Origin of the sequence: Caulobacter henricii, assembly GCF_001414055.1 — a bacterium.
GTDB lineage: Bacteria > Pseudomonadota > Alphaproteobacteria > Caulobacterales > Caulobacteraceae > Caulobacter > Caulobacter henricii.
The window spans coordinates 3,324,556-3,342,586 of the sequence record NZ_CP013002.1 but is presented as its reverse complement, the minus strand read 5'-3'; the positions used below and the strand labels follow the sequence as shown (position 1 = coordinate 3,342,586).

Annotated in this window: 16 protein-coding genes; 13 read left to right on the top strand and 3 right to left on the bottom strand. The window is 65.4% G+C overall.

All coding sequences use genetic code 11. The features are described 5' to 3' along the window. Positions 1 to 67 precede the first annotated feature (67 nt). Positions 68 to 403, top strand: coding sequence for a GIY-YIG nuclease family protein (locus AQ619_RS18895; RefSeq protein WP_335338040.1), 336 nt, complete (start codon positions 68 to 70; stop codon positions 401 to 403). Positions 404 to 495: 92 nt separating this feature from the next. Here AQ619_RS18895 and AQ619_RS15680 read toward each other — a convergent pair whose 3' ends face one another. Then, positions 496 to 1,158, bottom strand: a complete 663-nt coding sequence (locus tag AQ619_RS15680; protein WP_062149755.1) for a nitroreductase — start codon at positions 1,156 to 1,158, stop codon at positions 496 to 498. A 104-nt stretch (positions 1,159 to 1,262) separates the two neighbouring features. Between AQ619_RS15680 and mtgA the strand changes: the two genes are divergently transcribed. Then, a complete protein-coding gene (mtgA, locus tag AQ619_RS15675; RefSeq protein WP_062149752.1) occupies positions 1,263 to 1,937 on the top strand; it encodes a monofunctional biosynthetic peptidoglycan transglycosylase in 675 nt (224 codons plus the stop codon). Positions 1,938 to 1,952: 15 nt separating this feature from the next. After that, a complete protein-coding gene (locus tag AQ619_RS15670; RefSeq protein ID WP_062149749.1) occupies positions 1,953 to 2,498 on the top strand; it encodes a GNAT family N-acetyltransferase in 546 nt (181 codons plus the stop codon). 110 nt (positions 2,499 to 2,608) lie between these two features. Here AQ619_RS15670 and AQ619_RS15665 read toward each other — a convergent pair whose 3' ends face one another. Beyond that, the gene (locus AQ619_RS15665; RefSeq protein ID WP_236849491.1) at positions 2,609 to 3,427 is read right to left on the bottom strand and encodes a LytTR family DNA-binding domain-containing protein; all 819 of its coding nucleotides are present in this window, start codon (positions 3,425 to 3,427) and stop codon (positions 2,609 to 2,611) included. 66 nt (positions 3,428 to 3,493) lie between these two features. On the opposite strand from AQ619_RS15665, the gene AQ619_RS15660 reads away from it, so the two are divergent. From AQ619_RS15660 to AQ619_RS15615, 10 genes are all read left to right on the top strand, one after another. Then, on the top strand, positions 3,494 to 4,045 hold the full coding sequence (locus AQ619_RS15660; protein WP_062151759.1) for a DUF2306 domain-containing protein: 552 nt from the start codon (positions 3,494 to 3,496) through the stop codon (positions 4,043 to 4,045). Between the two features lie 740 nt (positions 4,046 to 4,785). Further along, a complete protein-coding gene (locus tag AQ619_RS15655) occupies positions 4,786 to 5,484 on the top strand; it encodes a TetR/AcrR family transcriptional regulator (RefSeq protein ID WP_084746090.1) in 699 nt (232 codons plus the stop codon). A gap of 204 nt (positions 5,485 to 5,688) precedes the next feature. Next, positions 5,689 to 7,932, top strand: coding sequence for a TonB-dependent receptor (locus tag AQ619_RS15650; RefSeq protein ID WP_062149743.1), 2,244 nt, complete (start codon positions 5,689 to 5,691; stop codon positions 7,930 to 7,932). 83 nt (positions 7,933 to 8,015) lie between these two features. Further along, positions 8,016 to 9,311, top strand: coding sequence for a spinster family MFS transporter (locus AQ619_RS15645; protein ID WP_062149740.1), 1,296 nt, complete (start codon positions 8,016 to 8,018; stop codon positions 9,309 to 9,311). Positions 9,312 to 9,386: 75 nt separating this feature from the next. After that, the gene (locus AQ619_RS15640) at positions 9,387 to 10,082 is read left to right on the top strand and encodes a hypothetical protein (protein WP_062149737.1); all 696 of its coding nucleotides are present in this window, start codon (positions 9,387 to 9,389) and stop codon (positions 10,080 to 10,082) included. A 233-nt stretch (positions 10,083 to 10,315) separates the two neighbouring features. Then, positions 10,316 to 11,515, top strand: a complete 1,200-nt coding sequence (sucC, locus tag AQ619_RS15635; protein WP_062149734.1) for an ADP-forming succinate--CoA ligase subunit beta — start codon at positions 10,316 to 10,318, stop codon at positions 11,513 to 11,515. Beyond that, positions 11,516 to 12,400 (top strand): succinate--CoA ligase subunit alpha, encoded by an 885-nt coding sequence (sucD, locus tag AQ619_RS15630; RefSeq protein WP_062149732.1) that lies wholly within the window; start codon positions 11,516 to 11,518, stop codon positions 12,398 to 12,400. 172 nt (positions 12,401 to 12,572) lie between these two features. Next, positions 12,573 to 15,536, top strand: a complete 2,964-nt coding sequence (locus AQ619_RS15625) for a 2-oxoglutarate dehydrogenase E1 component (protein WP_062149729.1) — start codon at positions 12,573 to 12,575, stop codon at positions 15,534 to 15,536. Positions 15,537 to 15,614: 78 nt separating this feature from the next. Further along, the gene (gene odhB / locus AQ619_RS15620) at positions 15,615 to 16,829 is read left to right on the top strand and encodes a 2-oxoglutarate dehydrogenase complex dihydrolipoyllysine-residue succinyltransferase (RefSeq protein WP_062149726.1); all 1,215 of its coding nucleotides are present in this window, start codon (positions 15,615 to 15,617) and stop codon (positions 16,827 to 16,829) included. Between the two features lie 98 nt (positions 16,830 to 16,927). Beyond that, entirely contained in the window at positions 16,928 to 17,104 is a 177-nt protein-coding gene (locus tag AQ619_RS15615) for an antitoxin (protein ID WP_166504284.1), read from the top strand. A 428-nt stretch (positions 17,105 to 17,532) separates the two neighbouring features. Here the strand turns inward: AQ619_RS15615 and AQ619_RS19200 are convergent, their stop codons facing one another. Next, on the bottom strand, positions 17,533 to 17,691 hold the full coding sequence (locus AQ619_RS19200) for a hypothetical protein (protein ID WP_166504283.1): 159 nt from the start codon (positions 17,689 to 17,691) through the stop codon (positions 17,533 to 17,535). Between the last annotated feature and the right edge of the window lie 340 nt (positions 17,692 to 18,031).

The window sequence follows — 18,031 nt, the reverse complement described above, 5'->3', positions numbered from 1 at the left end:
CCGAGCTGTCGATTTAGTGACTGCCAAGGCGCAATTTTAACGCGCATTATGCAGGCGAGAACCAGGAATGCTCGCCATGTACGATGTGCAGTCGGCTTGGGTTTATATTCTCCGTTGCGCGGACGGTTCGTACTATGTCGGGTCCCATCGCGGTCCTGATCCGGCGGCACGGGCCAGCAGTCACAACCAAGGCCTTGATCCGGCCGCCTACACCTTTCGACGCAGGCCCGTCGAATTGGTCTGGGCCGGCGACTTTCAGTTCATTACGGACGCCATAGCCTTCGAACGTCAGCTCAAGGGGTGGAGCCGCGCAAAGAAAGAGGCGGTCATCCGGGGGGACTGGGATGCCTTGCCGGCCTTGGCGCGATGCCGAACGCCTCGTCCTTCGACAAGCTCAGGATGAGGCGTTTTTACCGCCGACACTAAGGTCATTGTGGGCGGCGGCCTGCACTGTTGTCCTCATCCTGAGCTTGTCGAAGGACGAGGACGCCCCCTCTAGAACCCCTTCAGTTCACCCCAGACCTCGAACTCATCCCGGCGCGAGCGCCAGTTGTTCACCGGGGCGGCTTCGTCGCGATAGCCCAGGGCCATGCCGGAAAACAGCATGTGGCCCTCGGGCAGGCCGACATGCTGGTCGACCACCTGATGATAGTGCGACCAGAACTCCTGGGCGCAGGTGTCGAGGCCCCGCTCGACGGCCAGCAGCATCAGGGTCTGCATGTACATGCCCAGATCGCTCCATTGCGGCGGGCCACAGCGGCGGTCGACCGAGAAGAACAGCAGTACCGGCGCGCCGAAGCCCTGGCCGTTGCTGGCGAACCATTGCAGGCGGGCCAGCTTGTCTTCGCGCGGGATCTGCAGCGCGCCATAAAGGTCTTCGCCGACCTGGAAGCGGCGGCTGCGCAGCGGCTCCCACAGATTGGCCGGATAGACGTCATATTCGGGGGTATCGGGCGAGGCCACACGCTGCAGCATGGTCTCCAGCAGGGCGGCGCGCGGCGCGCCGGTGATCGCCTGAACCCGCCAGGGCTGCAGGTTGCCGCCGGAGGGCGCACGGGCGGCGGCTTCCAGCAATTCACGCAGGACGGTGGCGTCCACCGGGTCGGACTTGAAGGCCCGCACGGACATACGGCGGTTGACGGCGTCGAGGACATCCATGCCAAAGCTCCCTGAGCAAGGTCGATCATGCCCCCGCGACAGGGACGTCCTCAATCGCTAGCATCCGGCCGCAGCGTCAAGACAAGTAGGTTTGGGAGCGATCGGTGAAGCTGTTGCGGAATATTTTTCTGGCGCTGTTCATCGTGCTGGTCGCCGGGCCCGTTGTCGCGGTGATCGTCTTCCGTTTCGTACCGCCGCCGGTCACGCCGCTGATGGTCATCCGTGCCGTCGAGGGCAAGGGTCTCGACCATCGCTGGCGGTCGATCAAGACGGTCTCGCCAGCCCTGCCGCGCGCCCTGATCGCCGCCGAGGACGCCAAGTTCTGCGACCATCGCGGCTTTGATTTCGAGGCCCTGCAGAAGGCCTATGAGAACAACGGCAAGGGCAAGAAGATCCGCGGCGGCTCGACCATCAGCCAGCAGACCGCCAAGAACGTCTTTCTGTGGCCGGGCCGGTCCTATGTGCGCAAGGGGCTGGAGGCCTGGTTCACCGTCCTGATCGAGACCTTCTGGGGCAAGAAGCGGATCATGGAGGTCTATCTGAACTCCATCGAGTACGGCCCCGGCATCTATGGGGCCGAAGCCGCCGCCCGCCGCTATTTCGGGGTCGGGGCCGACAAGCTGACCAATGCCCAGGCCGCCCGCCTGGCCGCCATCCTGCCCAGTCCGCTGAAGTGGAAGGTGGTCGGGGCAGGCAAGTATGTGAAGAAGCGGACCCGCAAGATCGGCGCGGCGTCCGGCACCGTCCGTCGCGACGGCCTCGCGGCCTGCGTCGTCTAGCCTGGAGATACTCGGATGCCTGTCGCCCCCGGCCCGACGCTCGAAACCGCGCGGCTGATCCTGCGCCCTACCGCGACCGAGGATATCGACGGCTGGGCCGCGATGATGGCCGACGCCGAGGCGGCGCGCTACATCGGCGGACAGCAGCCCAGGTCCTCGGCCTGGCGCGGCATGGCCTCGATGGCCGGATCCTGGACCCTGCTGGGCTTCGGCATGTTCTCGGTGCTCGACAAGACGAGCGGCCAGTGGCTCGGCCGGATCGGGCCCTGGCAGCCCGAGGACTGGCCCGGAACCGAGGTCGGCTGGGGCCTGGCCCCCGCAGCCTGGGGCAAGGGCTATGCGGTCGAGGCCGCTATCGCCACCATCGACTGGGTGTTCGACCATCTCGGCTGGGACGAGGTCATCCACTGCATCGACCCGACCAATACGCCCTCGCAGAAGGTGGCCCAGAGTATCGGGTCGTACAATCGGGGCCGCGGGCAGCTGCCGGCTCCCTATCAGGATCACGTCATCGATATCTGGGGCCAGACCAGGGACGAATGGCGCGCGCGGCGGGCCTAGAGCCCTTTCCGACCTGATGGCGTCATCAGGGTCGGGCGAAAAACGCTCTAAATCAAAAGTTTAGAGCGTTTTTCGATCCGATAACCGTTTCACACTTATCGGAAAACGCTCTAGAACCAGCCTGCCTCTCGCAGCGCCCGGGCGTAGGCGCGACTGACCGGGGCCTCGACGCCGCCGGGCAGGGTCAGGATCGCCCGGCCATCGGTGCGGCGGGCCTCCTGCACGGCGGCCTTGGCCACCCACCAGGAACGATGGGTCTGGGCTCCTTCGATACCCTCCAGTTCCGCCACAGCGTCGGACAGGCGCAGCAGGATCAGATCCTCCCCCCTTGAGGTGTAGAGCCTCAGATAGTGGTCTTCGGCCGCCACCGCGAACAGCTGGGCCCCCCGCAGGCGGGGCGGCAGGCGCTCCAGGAACCGGGGGGCGGGCGCGCCGGCCGGGCCGGCATGGGTCTCGGGCGGTTTGCGCTGGACCAGGAAGTTCAGGGCGGTCATGGCGGCGGTGATCGTGAACACCGGCCCCAGATAGATCGGCAGGGCGGGAAGGCGCGGCGTGCCCGCATGAAAGGCCAATTCGGTTACCAGCCAGACCACGCCTGTAAAGGGCAGGGTGATGCCGATCGCGACCAGGCTGCCATAGAGGACCGGTCGTGACTCCGCCCGTCCGTCCCGGTCGACCAGGTGGCTGACGCCGGTGCCGACGACGGCCCCCGCGACGCACAGGCCGATCCAGTAGGGCAGCCGAACCAGCATCGGGGCCTGGTCGGAGCCGAACGGACCGATCAGGGCCAGGAACAGGCCGGCGCAGGCTGAGACCCCGAAACCACGCTTGGCCTCTGCGGTCGTCAGCGCCGTTCGCGAAGCGTGAATGGCGTTTGCCAGCCACTCACGAAGGCCGGGCGGTGACTGACGCAACGACGGTTGAGGCACGTGAGGCAGAGCTCCAGGGAAGGGGCGCCGACGGACCACACAGCGCCGTCGCCCGAGGAGATGAAGATGGCCGATCAAGACAAGTCAATGCAGCGTCCCACCCTGAGCGGTCGTTTTGGCGTTCTGGCCCTCGGGGCCGCCACCCTGGCGATCCTGGCGGCCAGCCCGGGTGTGCTTGCGGCGCCGCTTCGTGTCCTGCAGGGCCTGGGATTCCGGCCGCATGCGCCGGACCTCGGCCTGCTTGCCGCCGCACCCCTGGTGATCCAGCTGCACGTCGCCGGGGCCGTCACCGCCTTCGTGATCGGCGCGGTGCTGCTGGCGGGGGTCAAGGGCACGGGCCTGCACAAGGCGCTGGGCTGGACCTGGGTCCTGGCCATGACCCTGACGGCGGTCAGTTCGCTGTTCATCCGAACGATCAATCCCGGCCATTTCAGCCTCATCCACCTGCTCAGCGGCTGGACCCTGATCGCCCTGCCCATGGCCATCTTCGCCATCAAGCGCCGCAAGGTTCGCCAGCATGCCCGGGCCATGACCGGGATGTTCGTCGGCGGCCTGTTGATCGCCGGCCTGTTCACCTTCCTGCCCGGCCGGCTGATGTGGCACGTCTTCCTCGGTTGAATGGCGCGGCTTTCCGGCTTCACGCGGCTTGCCGCTGAAGGGATGGGAAGGGCTGCGGAGCGTCCGGACGACGTCCGGATGAGAGATAGAGATTACCGTTTCGACGAAGCCGTCCGCTCCGCGTGGTCGTTATCCGTCAGCCTCCCGCCAGGTGGCCCTGTTGAGGCCTTACCGGGACCCGGAACCCGCCGTTTCCAGCGCGTTCTGGCGGTCGAAGAGGACGGGCTTACAGCCAGACACGCCCTTTTGCCTTCAACCACGCCGACGGCGGGCGGGTCTGGCCAGCAACCAGGTCCCCGGACGCGCTTCAGTATCCCCCTGAAGCCCAGTCCCGCTCGATCACCCCCCGCCGCCGCAATGGTCGCTGGCCCTGCGCCCCTTCCTCGCGACGAGGTGGGTACAGAATACGGGAGGTTTCAGCGCGTCGGACGGACGCGCTCAAACTGTTTTCAGAGTGTTGATTTCACTGCAGTCTCGCAGAGATCGTTCGGGGATTAGGCGCAGCTTATCCCCGTCCTTGCCCCCTAAGGGTCGCTGCGCGACCGTCTTCCCCCGGAGGGGGAAGGTGAAGGATGGCGATCTCATCTTCCCCCTGAAAGGGGGAGGACGACCGCGAAGCGGTCAGGAGGGGGCTGCGGCGTGGGCCGGGAAGCACGCCCCTTCCGGGCCTTCCGCCTTGCCACGCTTGTCCAGATGCGCCATCCGGGTACTGCGCAATCACGGCAGGCCCAGAGAGTCGAATGACCGCAGCCAAGCCCCGCGCCCGTCCAGGCGGGCGTGGCAGACCGTCCAAGGCCAAGGGCCTGGACCTGAAGGAAACCATTCTCGACGCGGCCGAGGGCCTGTTTGCGCGCCATGGCTTCTACGGTGTGACCACCCGCCAGGTGGCGGCCGAGGCCGGGGTCGATACGGCCCTGATCCACTATTACTTCGGGGCCAAGCGCGAGCTGTTCGACGCTGTGTTCCTGCGCCGGGCCGAGATCCTCAACCAGGCGCGGCTGGCCTCGATGGATCTCTATGTGAAGTCCCATGCCGGGGCCATGACCGTCGAGGGGGTGATCGAGGCCTTCATCGACCCCCTGTTGCGCATCTCCCAGGAGGGCGGCAAGGGCTGGAAGAACTATTTCGTCCTCGTCGCCCAGGTGAACAATACCCCGGTCTGGGGCGGGGAGACCATGACCCGGTTCTTTGATCCGGTGGTCCATCGCCTGGTCGAGACCCTGAAGGCCGCCCGCCCGGACGCTGAATATCGTGACCTCTACTGGTGCTACCAGTTCCTGACCGGCTCGATGATGCTGGCCCTGTCCGAGACCGGACGGATCGACTCGCTGTCGGAGGGCGAGTGCCACTCGCATGACCTGGAGTCGGTACGCCGTCGGCTGTTCGCCTATTGCGCGGCCGGCTTCGAGACCGTCATCGGCCGCGCCGCCAAGGCTTGAGCCCAAGGTCGAGCCCTGGTCTCCGGGGCTGTAAAGCCACACCCTGACACCATTTCATCACCTGATGAAAAAAGACTGGCGTCCCAGCGTTCTCTGGGTGAGAGTGCGATTATTCGCGGTTCGATGAACATGCGAGCTCCGAGCACGTGTCCGCCACAAGGATCCGGTTCGGGTGGGCGGAACGTACAAGGGAGGGGAAACCCAATGACTTCGATGTGGAAGGCTGCGCTGCTGGCTGGCGCGGCATGGGGCGCGGCCGCTGTTGCCGTTTCGGCCCAGGAGGCTCCGGCCCCCAGCGCGACCCTGTCGGTGGATGAGGTGGTCGTCACCGCCCGTCGCCGCGAGGAAAACCTCAAGGACGTTCCGGTCGCCGTCTCGGCCTTTAGCGGCGAGACCCTGGCCCGCCAGGGCGGCGCTGACATCACCATCCTGCAGCAGACCACCCCGAACATCACCGTTCAAACCGCCCGCGGTTCGAACTCGACCCTGATCTCCTACATCCGCGGCATCGGCCAGCAGGACCCGCTGTGGGGCTATGAGCCCGGCGTGGGCCTCTATGTCGACGACGTCTATGTCTACCGCCCGCAGGGTGCGGTGCTCGACGTGTTCGACGTGGAGCGCATCGAAGTGCTGCGCGGTCCGCAAGGCACCCTGTACGGCCGCAACACGATCGGCGGCGCGATCAAGTACGTGACCAAGCGCCTCGGCGATGAAGCTCATGGCAAGATCAAGGGCACCTATGGCAGCTACAACCAGACCGACCTGCTGCTTTCGGGCCAGACCCCGGTCGGCGGCGGCCTGTCGGTCGGCGGCGCCTATGCGGTCTACAAGCGCGACGGCTACGGCAAGAACCTGACCACCGGTGCCGAGCACTATAACAAGGACGTCCAGGCCATCCGCCTCAGCGCCGAATATGCGCCGAACGAAGACCTGTTCTTCCGCCTGGCCTATGACAAGGTGCAGGACGACTCCAACCCGCGTCACGGTCACCGCGAGCTGCCGGCCCTGGTCGGCGGCTACAAGGTGCTCGACATCTATGACACCCAGGCCGGCCTCGGCGACGACAACTCGGTCGAGACCGAAGGCGTGTCGCTGACCGGCCAGTGGGACGCGTCGGAAAACCTGACGCTGAAGTCGATCACCGCCAGCCGCAAGGGTCACACCACCACCGTCATCGACTTTGACGGTACCCCGCTGCCGACCCTCGACATTCCGGCCACCTATGACGACCGTTCGTTCTCGCAGGAACTGCAGGCCGTCTATTCGGACGAGAACGTCCAGGGCGTGTTTGGCCTCTACTACATGAACAGCCAGGCCTCGGGCGAGTTCGACACCATCGCCGGCAATCTGGGCCTGGCCATCGCCAATGGCGGCAAGGTCAGCACCCAGAGCTTCGCGGCCTTCTTCGACTTCAGCGCCAATCTGTCGGAGCGCCTGAAGGTTTCGATGGGTGCCCGCGCCACCCGCGATCACAAGCGCAGCAACAGCTATCGCTTCTTCTATCTCGGCGCGACCCGCACCCCCTATCAGGGCGGCACCCCGCGTCCGATCCTGCAGACCCGTACCAACTACAGCACCGACGGTTCGTTCAACCAGTTCACGCCGCGCCTCAGCGCTTCGTATGAGCTGAGCGACGACCTGAGCACCTATGTGTCCTATTCCAAGGGCTTCAAGTCGGGCGGCTGGGACATGCGCGGCGACGCCCTGATCACCCCGCAGACCGTCAATGGCTACAAGCCCGAAGTGGTCGACGCCTATGAAGCCGGCCTCAAGGGCTATGCCCTGGACCGCCGTGTCTCGTTCGCCTCGGCGATCTTCCTGTCCAAGTACAAGGACCAGCAGGTCTCGACCCAGGTGGTGGTGCCCAGCGGCATCGCCAGCTCGATCGACAATGCCGGTGCGGCCACGATGTATGGTGCCGAGTTCGAGGCCAAGGCCAAGCTCAGCGCCAACCTCTCGGCCAATGTCGCCGTCGGCTACATCCATGCCAAGTACGACACCTTCAGCCGGTTCGTTCCGGGTGGTGCGCCCAACCCGCTGAACCCGTCGACGACGGTGCCGGCCGGCGGTCAGGTGATCAATGTGGCCGACCTCTATGGTCTGCAGAACACGCCGGAATGGACGGGCAATGTCAGCCTGACCTGGACCGCCGATGTGGCGGGCGGCCTCCTGGCCGTCACCCCGATGGTCAGCTATCGCGACAGCTACCAGCAGTTCGAACTGCCGCTGCCCCTGCTCGACCAGAAGGCCTTCACCCTGGTCGACCTGACGGCGATCTGGACGGCCCCGGGCGGTCACTACAAGCTGGCCCTGACCGGCAAGAACCTGACCGACGAGCGCTACCGCACCGGTGGCTACAACTTCGGTGTGCCGACCTACAACAACTCGGTCATCGGCTTCTACGGCCCGCCGCGCACGGTCTCGGCCAGCCTCGAAGTCGCCTTCTGATCTAGGCCATGACTGGCGGCGGCCCGCTGCAAAGGGCCGCCGCCATTTCTTTGTCTGCAGTGTAGAATTCCAGCGGAGCGACCATGAGCCAGAGCCCGATCGAGCCTTCGGCGACCGGTTCGCGTTACCGTTATGTCGTGCTGGCGATGCTGATCCTCGCCTACACCTTCAATTTCCTGGATCGGCAGATCCTCGGCATCCTGGCCGGGTCGATCAAGGCCGAACTGCATCTCACCGACACCCAGCTCGGCCTGATGGGCGGGGTCGCCTTTGCGGCGCTCTACACCACTCTGGGCGTGCCTCTGGCCTGGCTGGCCGACCGGGTCAGCCGCACCTGGATCATGACCGTTGCCCTGACCGTCTGGAGCGGTTTCACGGTGGCGTGCGGCTTTGCGGGCGGTTTCTGGAGCCTGTTCCTGGCGCGCATGGGCGTGGGGGTCGGTGAGGCCGGTGGCGTGGCGCCGGCCTATTCCCTGATCGCCGACTATTTCCCCAAGGAGCAGAGAGCTCGGGCCCTGGCGGTCTATTCGTTCGGCATCCCGCTGGGTACGGCCCTGGGCGTGCTGTTCGGCGGGCTGATCGCCGCCTATGTCGACTGGCGCTTTGCCTTCATCGCCGTAGGCCTGGCCGGCGTGCTGCTGGCCCCGATCTTCAAGTGGGTGGTCAAGGATCCGCCGCGGGGCGGCATGGATCGCGAGCCGGGCGAGGTGGCTCCGCTCGAGGCACCCAAGGCTCCGGCCTTCAGCAAGGTCCTGGCCACGATCCTGCCCAAGCCCAGCTTCTGGCTGCTGTCGTTCGGGGCGGCCTGCTCGTCGATCTGCGGCTATGGCGTGGCCTTCTGGCTGCCGACCTTCTTCCAGCGCAGCTTCGGCCTCAGCCTGCCCGAGCGGGCGATGTTCTACAGCGCCCTGTCCCTGATCGGCGGGGTGGCAGGCATCTGGCTGGGCGGCGTGCTGGCCGACCGCTTCGGGGCCAAGAACAAGGCCGCCTATGCCCTGGCCCCGGCCATCTGCTTCCTCGTGGCCCTGCCGTGCTTCCTGCTGGCCATGAACGTCAATTCGATGGTCTGGGCCTTCCTGCTGTTCCTGATCCCCACGGGTCTGAACCTGGCCTGGCTGGGTCCGGTGGTCGCGGCCGTGCAGCACCTGGCCCCGGCCGCCATGCGGACTACGACCTCGGCCCTGTTCCTGCTGATCAACAACCTGCTGGGCCTGGCCGTCGGCCTGTGGTTCTTCGGCTATGTCTCTGACCTGCTGGCCCCGCGCTATGGGGCGGAATCGATGCGCTATGCCCTCTATTTCGGGCTGGGCTTCTATGTGGTCAGTGCCGGCCTGCTGATCCTGGCCTCACGCCGCCTCAAGCAGGACTGGGTAGAGTAGTCTCCATCCAGTTGCAGGCCCTTGCCCTCTGTACGGCTTCGGTACAGGAACGCGCCGCGTTTCAAGAGGGCGACCATGTCTAAGATTTCCGCGCTGTTCAGCGCCGTTCTTTTTGCCGGCCTGCTGGCCGGCGCAGTCCCGGCCCAGGCCGCAGACTCGTTCATTGCCCGCACCGAGAAGGTCAAGCTGCAGTGGACCAAGGGCAAGGGCCTGTTGCACCCGGGCTTCACCATTGCCGAGTACAGCGGCCTCAGCAAGGTCCGCGGCAGCTCCACCAAGGCCCTGGGCGTCTATTCCAGTTCCAAGTCCTCGGCCGAGATCAATGTCACGACCGCCAGCTTTGGTGACGTGACCATCCAGTGCAAGGGCGGCGAAAGCCGCACGGGCCTGGGCTGGATCACCTTTGACCGCGACAAGCTGGCCTATGTCTGCACCTTCCAGGGTGCCGGCGCCGGTCCGTCCGCCGCCTTCACCCTGGTCCAGGCCAAGGGCGGCCTGATGGCCCGCCTGCAGACGCCGCAACGCGCCGGCGAACTGCAGTTCGGATCTTTCACCCTGCGGACCGAGACCAAGCAGGTCGGCTCCATGCCGATCGGCCTGGGCACTGGTGCTGTGGGCTATGTGATCCGCAACGGCGACCAGGAGATCGCGGCGGTCGACCTGACCGGCATGAGCAAGACCGCCTACCTGCCGCCCAAGGGCGCGCCGGAGCGTGATGCGGCGGCCGTCATGGCCCTGATTCTGATCCTGTTTATGGATACCCCCGTCTAGGATCGGGCGGATCGCCCCGGGGAGCCAGTGCGTCTCCGGGGCGTGACCGGTAACAGATCAGGCCTGCTTCAGACCGTGGCCGAACCGGCCTCGGGGAGGGCGGGGCGGATGTCCGATTGGACAAAGATCGGCCCAAGCCTTCACCTTATCGGGCACGCGCTGTTGCGCCTGCGAAATCACGCTCCTATAACCCGGCCACATTTCAGAAAAGCCGTCGCCGAGACCGGGCCCTCATGAACATTCACGAACACCAAGCCAAAGCCGTACTCGCCGAGTTCGGCGCTCCTGTTCCGCGCGGCTTTGCCGCCTTCACCCCCGAAGAAGCCTTCGCCGCCGCTGAAAAGCTGGGCACGCCGGTCTTCGTGGTGAAAAGCCAGATCCACGCCGGTGGCCGTGGCAAGGGCAAGTTCGAAGGACTGGGCCCCGACGCCAAGGGCGGCGTCCGCGTCGTCAAGTCGGCCGAAGAGGTCAGGACCAACGCCGCCGAAATGCTCGGCCGCGTGCTGGTGACCCACCAGACCGGCCCCAAGGGCAAGCAGGTCAACCGCCTCTACATCGAGGAAGGTGCCGCAATCGCCAAGGAATTCTACCTGTCGCTGCTGGTTGACCGCGCCTCGAGCAAGGTCTCGGTGGTCGCCTCGACCGAAGGCGGCATGGATATCGAGGACGTCGCCCACTCGACCCCCGAGAAGATCCACACCTTCACCATCGACCCGGCGACGGGCGTGTGGCCGACCCACCATCGCGCCCTGGCCAAGGCTCTCGGCCTGACCGGCGGTCTCGCCAAGGAAGCCGCCTCGCTGCTCAGCCAGCTCTATACGGCGTTCCTGGCCAAGGACATGGCCATGCTGGAGATCAACCCGCTGATCGTCACGGCGGATGATCACCTGAAGGTCCTCGACGCCAAGCTGTCGTTCGACGGCAACAGCCTGTTCCGTCATCCGGACATCAAGGCCCTGCGCGACGAGAGCGAAGAAGACCCCAAGGAAATCGAAGCCTCGAAGTATGACCTGGCCTATATCGCCCTCGACGGCGAAATCGGCTGCATGGTCAACGGCGCCGGCCTGGCCATGGCCACCATGGACATCATCAAGCTGTACGGCGCCGAGCCGGCCAACTTCCTCGATGTCGGCGGCGGCGCTTCGAAGGAAAAGGTCACTGCGGCCTTCAAGATCATCACCGCCGATCCGGCCGTGAAGGGCATTCTGGTCAACATCTTCGGCGGCATCATGCGCTGCGACATCATCGCGGAAGGCGTCATCGCCGCCGTGAAGGAAGTCGGCCTGCAGGTTCCGCTGGTGGTGCGCCTGGAAGGCACCAACGTCGAACTCGGTAAGAAAATCATCTCGGAAAGCGGCTTGAACGTCATCGCCGCCAACGACCTGTCTGACGGCGCCGAAAAGATCGTCGCAGCCGTGAAGGGTGCTCGCTAAATGTCGATCCTCATCGGTTCTGAAACCAAGGTCATCTGCCAGGGCATCACCGGCGCCCAGGGCACCTTCCACTCCGAGCAGGCCATCGCCTATGGCACCAAGATGGTCGGCGGCGTCACCCCCGGCAAGGGCGGCCAGACCCACATCGGCCTGCCCGTGTTCGACACGGTCGGCGAAGCCCGCGAAGCCACTGGTGCCGACGCCTCGGTGATCTATGTGCCGCCCCCCTTTGCGGCTGACTCGATCCTGGAAGCCATCGACGCGGAAGTTCCGCTGATCATCTGCATCACCGAAGGCATTCCGGTGCTGGACATGGTCAAGGTGAAGAAGGCCCTGCAGGGTTCGCGCTCGCGCCTGATCGGCCCCAACTGCCCGGGCGTCCTGACGCCCAACCAGTGCAAGATCGGCATCATGCCGGGCGGTATCTTCTCGGCCGGCTCGGTCGGCGTCGTGTCGCGTTCCGGCACCCTGACCTATGAAGCCGTGTTCCAGACCACCAATGCCGGCCTCGGCCAGACGACGGCGGTCGGCATCGGCGGCGACCCGGTCAAGGGCACCGAGTTCATCGACATCCTGGAACTCTTCCTGGCGGACGAAGCCACCAAGTCGATCGTCATGATCGGCGAAATCGGCGGCGCGGCCGAAGAAGAAGCCGCCCAGTTCCTGAAGGACGAAGCCCGTCGTGGCCGCAAGAAGCCCATGGTCGGCTTCATCGCCGGCCGCACGGCCCCTCCCGGCCGTCACATGGGCCACGCCGGTGCCATCGTGTCCGGTGGCAAGGGCGGTGCCGAGGACAAGATCGCGGCGATGGAAGAGGCGGGCATCCGCGTCTCGCCCTCGCCGGCCAAGCTGGGTGAAACCCTGCTTGAGGTCCTCAAGGGCTAATCTGCTACCGAAACCCCGCCCTAGCGGGGCCCAGGTTTTTTGCGACCGCCAGTCGACGATCCGAAAAAATCACCTGGGCCCCCTAATCAAGGGGCGCCCGGGCGATTGAGACACTATATTTACGGGCCTGGGCTACCGGTCCCGTAGACCGACGGATCTAAGGCGAAGAACCATGGCGGACGACGCAGGCATCATCAATCAGGTCTTGACCGAGACCTCCTTCCTCTACGGCGCCAATGCGGCGTTCGTTGAAGACCTGTATGCCCAGTGGGCGACCGATGCCAATTCGGTCGAACCCTCCTGGAACGCCTTCTTCTCCACGCTCAAAGAGCAGGCCGACCAGGTTCAGCGGGCCGCCAAGGACCCGGCCTGGACCCCGCGCGCCGTTCCGACCGCTCGTCCGGACTGGCTGTCGGCCCTCGACGGCCAGTGGCCCACGGTCGCGCCGGCCGTCCAGGCCAAGATGACCAAGGCCATCGAGGACAAGGCTCCGGGCACCTCGGCCGAAGCCGTCCGTGCCGCGACCCTCGACAGCCTGCGCGCCATCATGATGATCCGGGCCTACCGGATGCGCGGTCACCTGGCCGCCAATCTCGACCCTCTGGGTCTTGAGCCCAAGCCGCCGGCCCCGGAACTGGATCCGGCCACATATGGCTTCTCGGAAGCCGACTATGACCGTCCGATCTTCCTGGACTTCGTGCTGGGCATGGAGACCTCGACGGTCCGCGAGATCCTGTCGATCCTGCGCCGGACCTATGGCGGCAATGTCGGCGTGCAGTACATGCACATCTCCGACCCGCACGAGAAGGCCTGGCTGCAGGAGCGCATCGAGGGCCGCGACAAGGAAATCGTGTTCTCGAAAGAGGGCAAGGTCGCCATCTTCAAGAAGCTGATCGAGACCGAAGGCTTCGAGCGCTTCCTGCACAAGCGCTTCCCCGGCACCAAGCGGTTCGGCATCGATGGCGGCGAAGCCATGGTCCCGGCCCTGGAACAGATCATCAAGCGCGGCGGTTCGCTGGGCGTGAAGGACATCGTCCTGGGCATGCCGCACCGCGGCCGCCTGAACGTTCTGGCCGCCGTGATGGGCAAGCCCTATCACGTCATTTTCCACGAGTTCCAGGGCGGCACCAGCCTGCCCTCGGACGTCGAGGGTTCGGGCGACGTCAAGTATCACATGGGCGCTTCGTCGGACCGTGAGTTCGACGACAACAAGGTTCACCTGTCGCTGACGGCCAACCCGTCGCACCTGGAAATCGTCAACCCGGTCGTGATCGGCAAGGCCCGGGCCAAGCAGGCCTTCACCCTGCGCGAACAGCCGGACGCCGGTCGCGGTCACGTCCTGCCCCTGCTGCTGCACGGCGACGCCGCCTTTGCCGGCCAGGGCGTGGTGGCCGAGTGCTTCACCCTGTCGGGCCTGAAGGGCTACCGCACGGGCGGCACCATCCACTTCATCGTCAACAACCAGATCGGCTTCACGACCAGCCCGCGCTATTCGCGCAGCTCGCCCTATCCCTCGGATGTGGCGCTGATGGTCGAAGCCCCGATCTTCCACGTCAACGGCGACGATCCCGAAGCCGTGGTCTATGCGGCCAAGGTCGCCACCGAATATCGCCAGATGTTCGGCAAGGACGTCGTGGTCGACATGTTCTGCTATCGCCGGTTCGGTCACAACGAGGGTGACGACCCGACGATGACCTCGCCGCTGATGTACGCCAAGATCAAGGGTCACCCCTCGACCCGCGAGCTCTACGGCAACCGTCTGATCGCCGAGGGTGTCATCAACCAGGGCGAGGTTGACGCTTGGGTCACCGAGTTCGAGACCTTCCTCGACAAGGAATTTGACTCCGGCAAGACCTACAAGGCCAACAAGGCCGACTGGCTGGACGGCAAGTGGGCAGGCCTCGCCACCCCGGCCGACGAAGAGCGTCGCGGCTCGACCGCCTTCGCGAAGACCCGCCTGCTGGAAATCGGTCGTCAGATCACGACCATCCCGGACCGGATCGACGCCCACAAGACCGTCAAGCGCGTCATCGAGAACCGTCGCGAAGCCATCGAAAAGGGCGAGGGCCTCGACTGGGGCACTGCCGAGCACCTGGCCTTCGCCACCCTGCTCGACGAAGGCTTCCCGGTCCGCCTGTCGGGCCAGGATTCGGTGCGCGGCACCTTCACCCAGCGCCATTCGGACGTCATCGACCAGTCGACCGAAGAGCACTACACGCCGCTGAACAATATCCGCCCCGGCCAGGCCCATTACGAAGTGATCGACTCGGCCCTGTCGGAAGAGGCCGTCCTGGGCTTCGAATACGGCTTCTCCCTGGCCGATCCGAACACCCTGACCCTGTGGGAAGGCCAGTTCGGCGACTTCGTGAACGGCGCCCAGGTGGTCATCGACCAGTTCATCAGCTCGGGCGAGCGCAAGTGGCTGCGGATGAGCGGTCTCGTGATGCTGCTGCCGCACGGCTATGAGGGCCAGGGCCCCGAGCACAGCTCGGCCCGCCTCGAGCGCTTCCTGCAGTCCTGCGCCGAGGACAATATGCAGGTCCTCAACTGCACCACCCCGGCCAACTATTTCCACGCCCTGCGTCGCCAGATGCACCGCGAGTTCCGCAAGCCGCTGGTGATCATGACCCCCAAGAGCCTGCTGCGTCACAAGCGGGCCGTCTCCAATATCGCCGACCTGGCCGAAGGCTCGTCCTTCCACCGCGTGATGGTCGACGGGGCCGAAGCCGGCTGCGACGTCGGCGGCATCACCCTGAAGCCTGACGCCGAGATCAAGCGCGTGGTGCTGTGCTCGGGCAAGGTCTATTTCGACCTGGTCGACGCCCGTGCCAAGGCCGGCCGCGACGACATCTATCTGCTGCGCCTGGAACAGTTCTATCCGTGGCCGCTGAAGTCGCTGATGGGCATCCTGGCCCGCTTCAAGAACGCCGAACTGGTCTGGGTTCAGGAAGAGCCCAAGAACATGGGCGGCTGGACCTTCGTCGATCCCTGGATCGAGCTGACCCTGGCCAAGCTGGACATCAAGGCCAAGCGGGCGCGCTATATCGGCCGTCCGGCCAGCGCCTCGACGGCGGCGGGTCTGATGAGCCGCCACATGAGAGAGCTGCAAGCCTTCCTCGACGAAACCTTCGCCTAAAGACTATTGAACGGCTCCGCCTGCAGGGCGGGGCCGCCTCCACACCGACCGGCAAAAACGAGAGACATCGGAACCCCCATGGCCGACATCATGACCCCCGCCCTCGGCGAATCCGTCACCGAAGCGACGGTGGCACGCTGGACCAAGAAGGTCGGCGAGGCGGTGAAAAAGGACGAGATCCTGATCGAGCTCGAAACCGACAAGGTCAGCCTTGAGGTCGCCTCGCCCGCCGACGGCGTGCTGACCGCCATCGGGGCCGCCGAAGGCGCGACCGTGGTTCCGGGTACGGTTCTGGGTGTCGTCAGCGAAGGCGCGACCGCCGCCGCTGCACCGGCCGCACCTGCCGCCGCGCCGAAGGCGGCTGCCCCGGCCCCCGCACCGGTGGCCGCCGCCGCCCCGGCCCCCGTTGCCGCCGCTCCGGTCAGCCCTGCCCCGGCCCGCATCGCCGCCGAGAACAATCTGGACCTGTCCAAGGTCGCCGGCACCGGCAAGGATGGCCGGGTGACCAAGGGCGACGCCCTGGCCGCCCTGGAAGCCCGCGCCTCGGCCCCGGCTCCGGCCGCCGCCGCGCCGTCGGCCCCGCGTCCGGTCCATGAGCGCGAAGAGCGCGTGAAGATGACGCGCCTGCGTCAGACCATCGCCCGCCGCCTGAAGGAAGCCCAGAACAACGCCGCCATGCTGACGACCTTCAACGAGGTCGACATGAGCGCGGTCATGGCTCTGCGCAATTCCTACAAGGACGTCTTCGAGAAGAAGCACGGCGTGAAGCTGGGCTTCATGTCCTTCTTCACCAAGGCCGTCGTCGCCGCCCTCAAGGCCGTGCCGGACGTCAATGCCGAGATCGACGGCACCGACATCGTCTACAAGAACCACTACGACATCGGCGTCGCCGTCGGCACCGACAAGGGTCTGGTCGTGCCGGTCGTGCGTGATGCCGACGCCATGAGCCTGGCCGAGATCGAAAAGGCCATCGGTGCCCTCGGCAAGAAGGCCCGCGACGGCCAGCTGGCCATCGACGACATGCAGGGCGGCACCTTCACGATCACCAATGGCGGCATCTATGGCTCGCTGATGTCGACCCCGATCCTCAACGCGCCGCAGTCGGGGATCCTGGGCATGCACGCGATCAAGGAACGCGCCATGGTCGTGAACGGCAAGGTCGAGGTGCGCCCGATGATGTACCTGGCCCTCAGCTACGACCACCGCGTGGTCGACGGCCAGGGTGCCGTGACCTTCCTGGTCAAGGTCAAGGAAGCCCTGGAAGATCCGCAGCGCCTGCTGCTGGACCTCTAGTCCCGACGCACTGTCGAACGTTGAAGGGGCCGCGAAAGCGGCCCCTTTTTCGTTGTGGCGACGGGTGTATGCTCGACCGACACCCACGGATCATCACCATGACCGACCCGGTTCCCGAGCCCGTCCGAGCCACGCTGTTCGTTCACGGCAGGAGCCAGGCCCTTCATCTACCCGAAGACTGCCGTTTCGAGGGGGTAGAGGTCGCCATTCGCCGCGAGGGCGCCAAGGTCATCCTTGAGCCGATAACCACGGCGTCACCTGCGATTGGTGAGTGAGATATGTCTGCTCCCGACCCTAAGCGGACCTTGACGGCTGAGTTAAGCGCGAAGAGCTTCCACACATATCAAAAGATCCGGACCTCGATGAGGCGATATCCGACGTCCTCCGTCAGCTTGAGGCTGACGAAGAGATCGTGGTGTGTACCGCGTCCCCCCAGCGCATTGTGAAACGCGTGAGCGAAGCCATTCTCAATGTCGTGCCAAGCACGGGACTGACCCTTTCGGACCTTCAAAATCTGAAGGCTCTGCTCCACTATGCAGCCCGCAATAACGGCCTCTTCGACTGGGCAGAGATGCCCTCAATGACAGGCTTTTCATCGCCAGACGGCCTCCGGGCAGTCGCAGACAAGTTGCCGACAGGATAGCGTCGCTCCGCCCTTCCTTGATGTCTGCATCCCACCCTTCGGCGACGTTGGGATGGTCTGCTATGGTGCCGCATGATTGAGATCGAGCGGCACCGCATCGTTAAGTCGTTCACCAACGAGAGCGGTGACCGACGAGTGGTGATCGAGTTGCGCGCTGACGAAATGGCTCAATTCGTTGAAGAGCGCTTTTATGGCGATCCAGCCGAGGACGACGATCATGTCGGCTGGCAAGTCGTTTCCGTGTCTGGGCTCTACCCGACCGCGTCAGACGGGGAACGGGCGGCTTTGGCGTCAACACCCTGGCTTCGCACCGACTCCTAAGTCCCGCTCCGAGGGTGAGATCAACGTCCGCCATCCACCCGTTGCAGACGCTGCGGAGGTCCGCTTTTTGGCTCTTCTTTATCCGCTCTCCCCGGCGAAGGCCGGGGCCCAGATTCAGCCTGAGCGTCTTGGGATGATGCGCCTTCTGACCTAGCAAACGCACCAAGCGTTCTGGGTTCGATCTGGGCCCCGGCCTTCGCCGGGGAGAGCGGAGGAAAGAGCTTGGCCCTGAATCCAC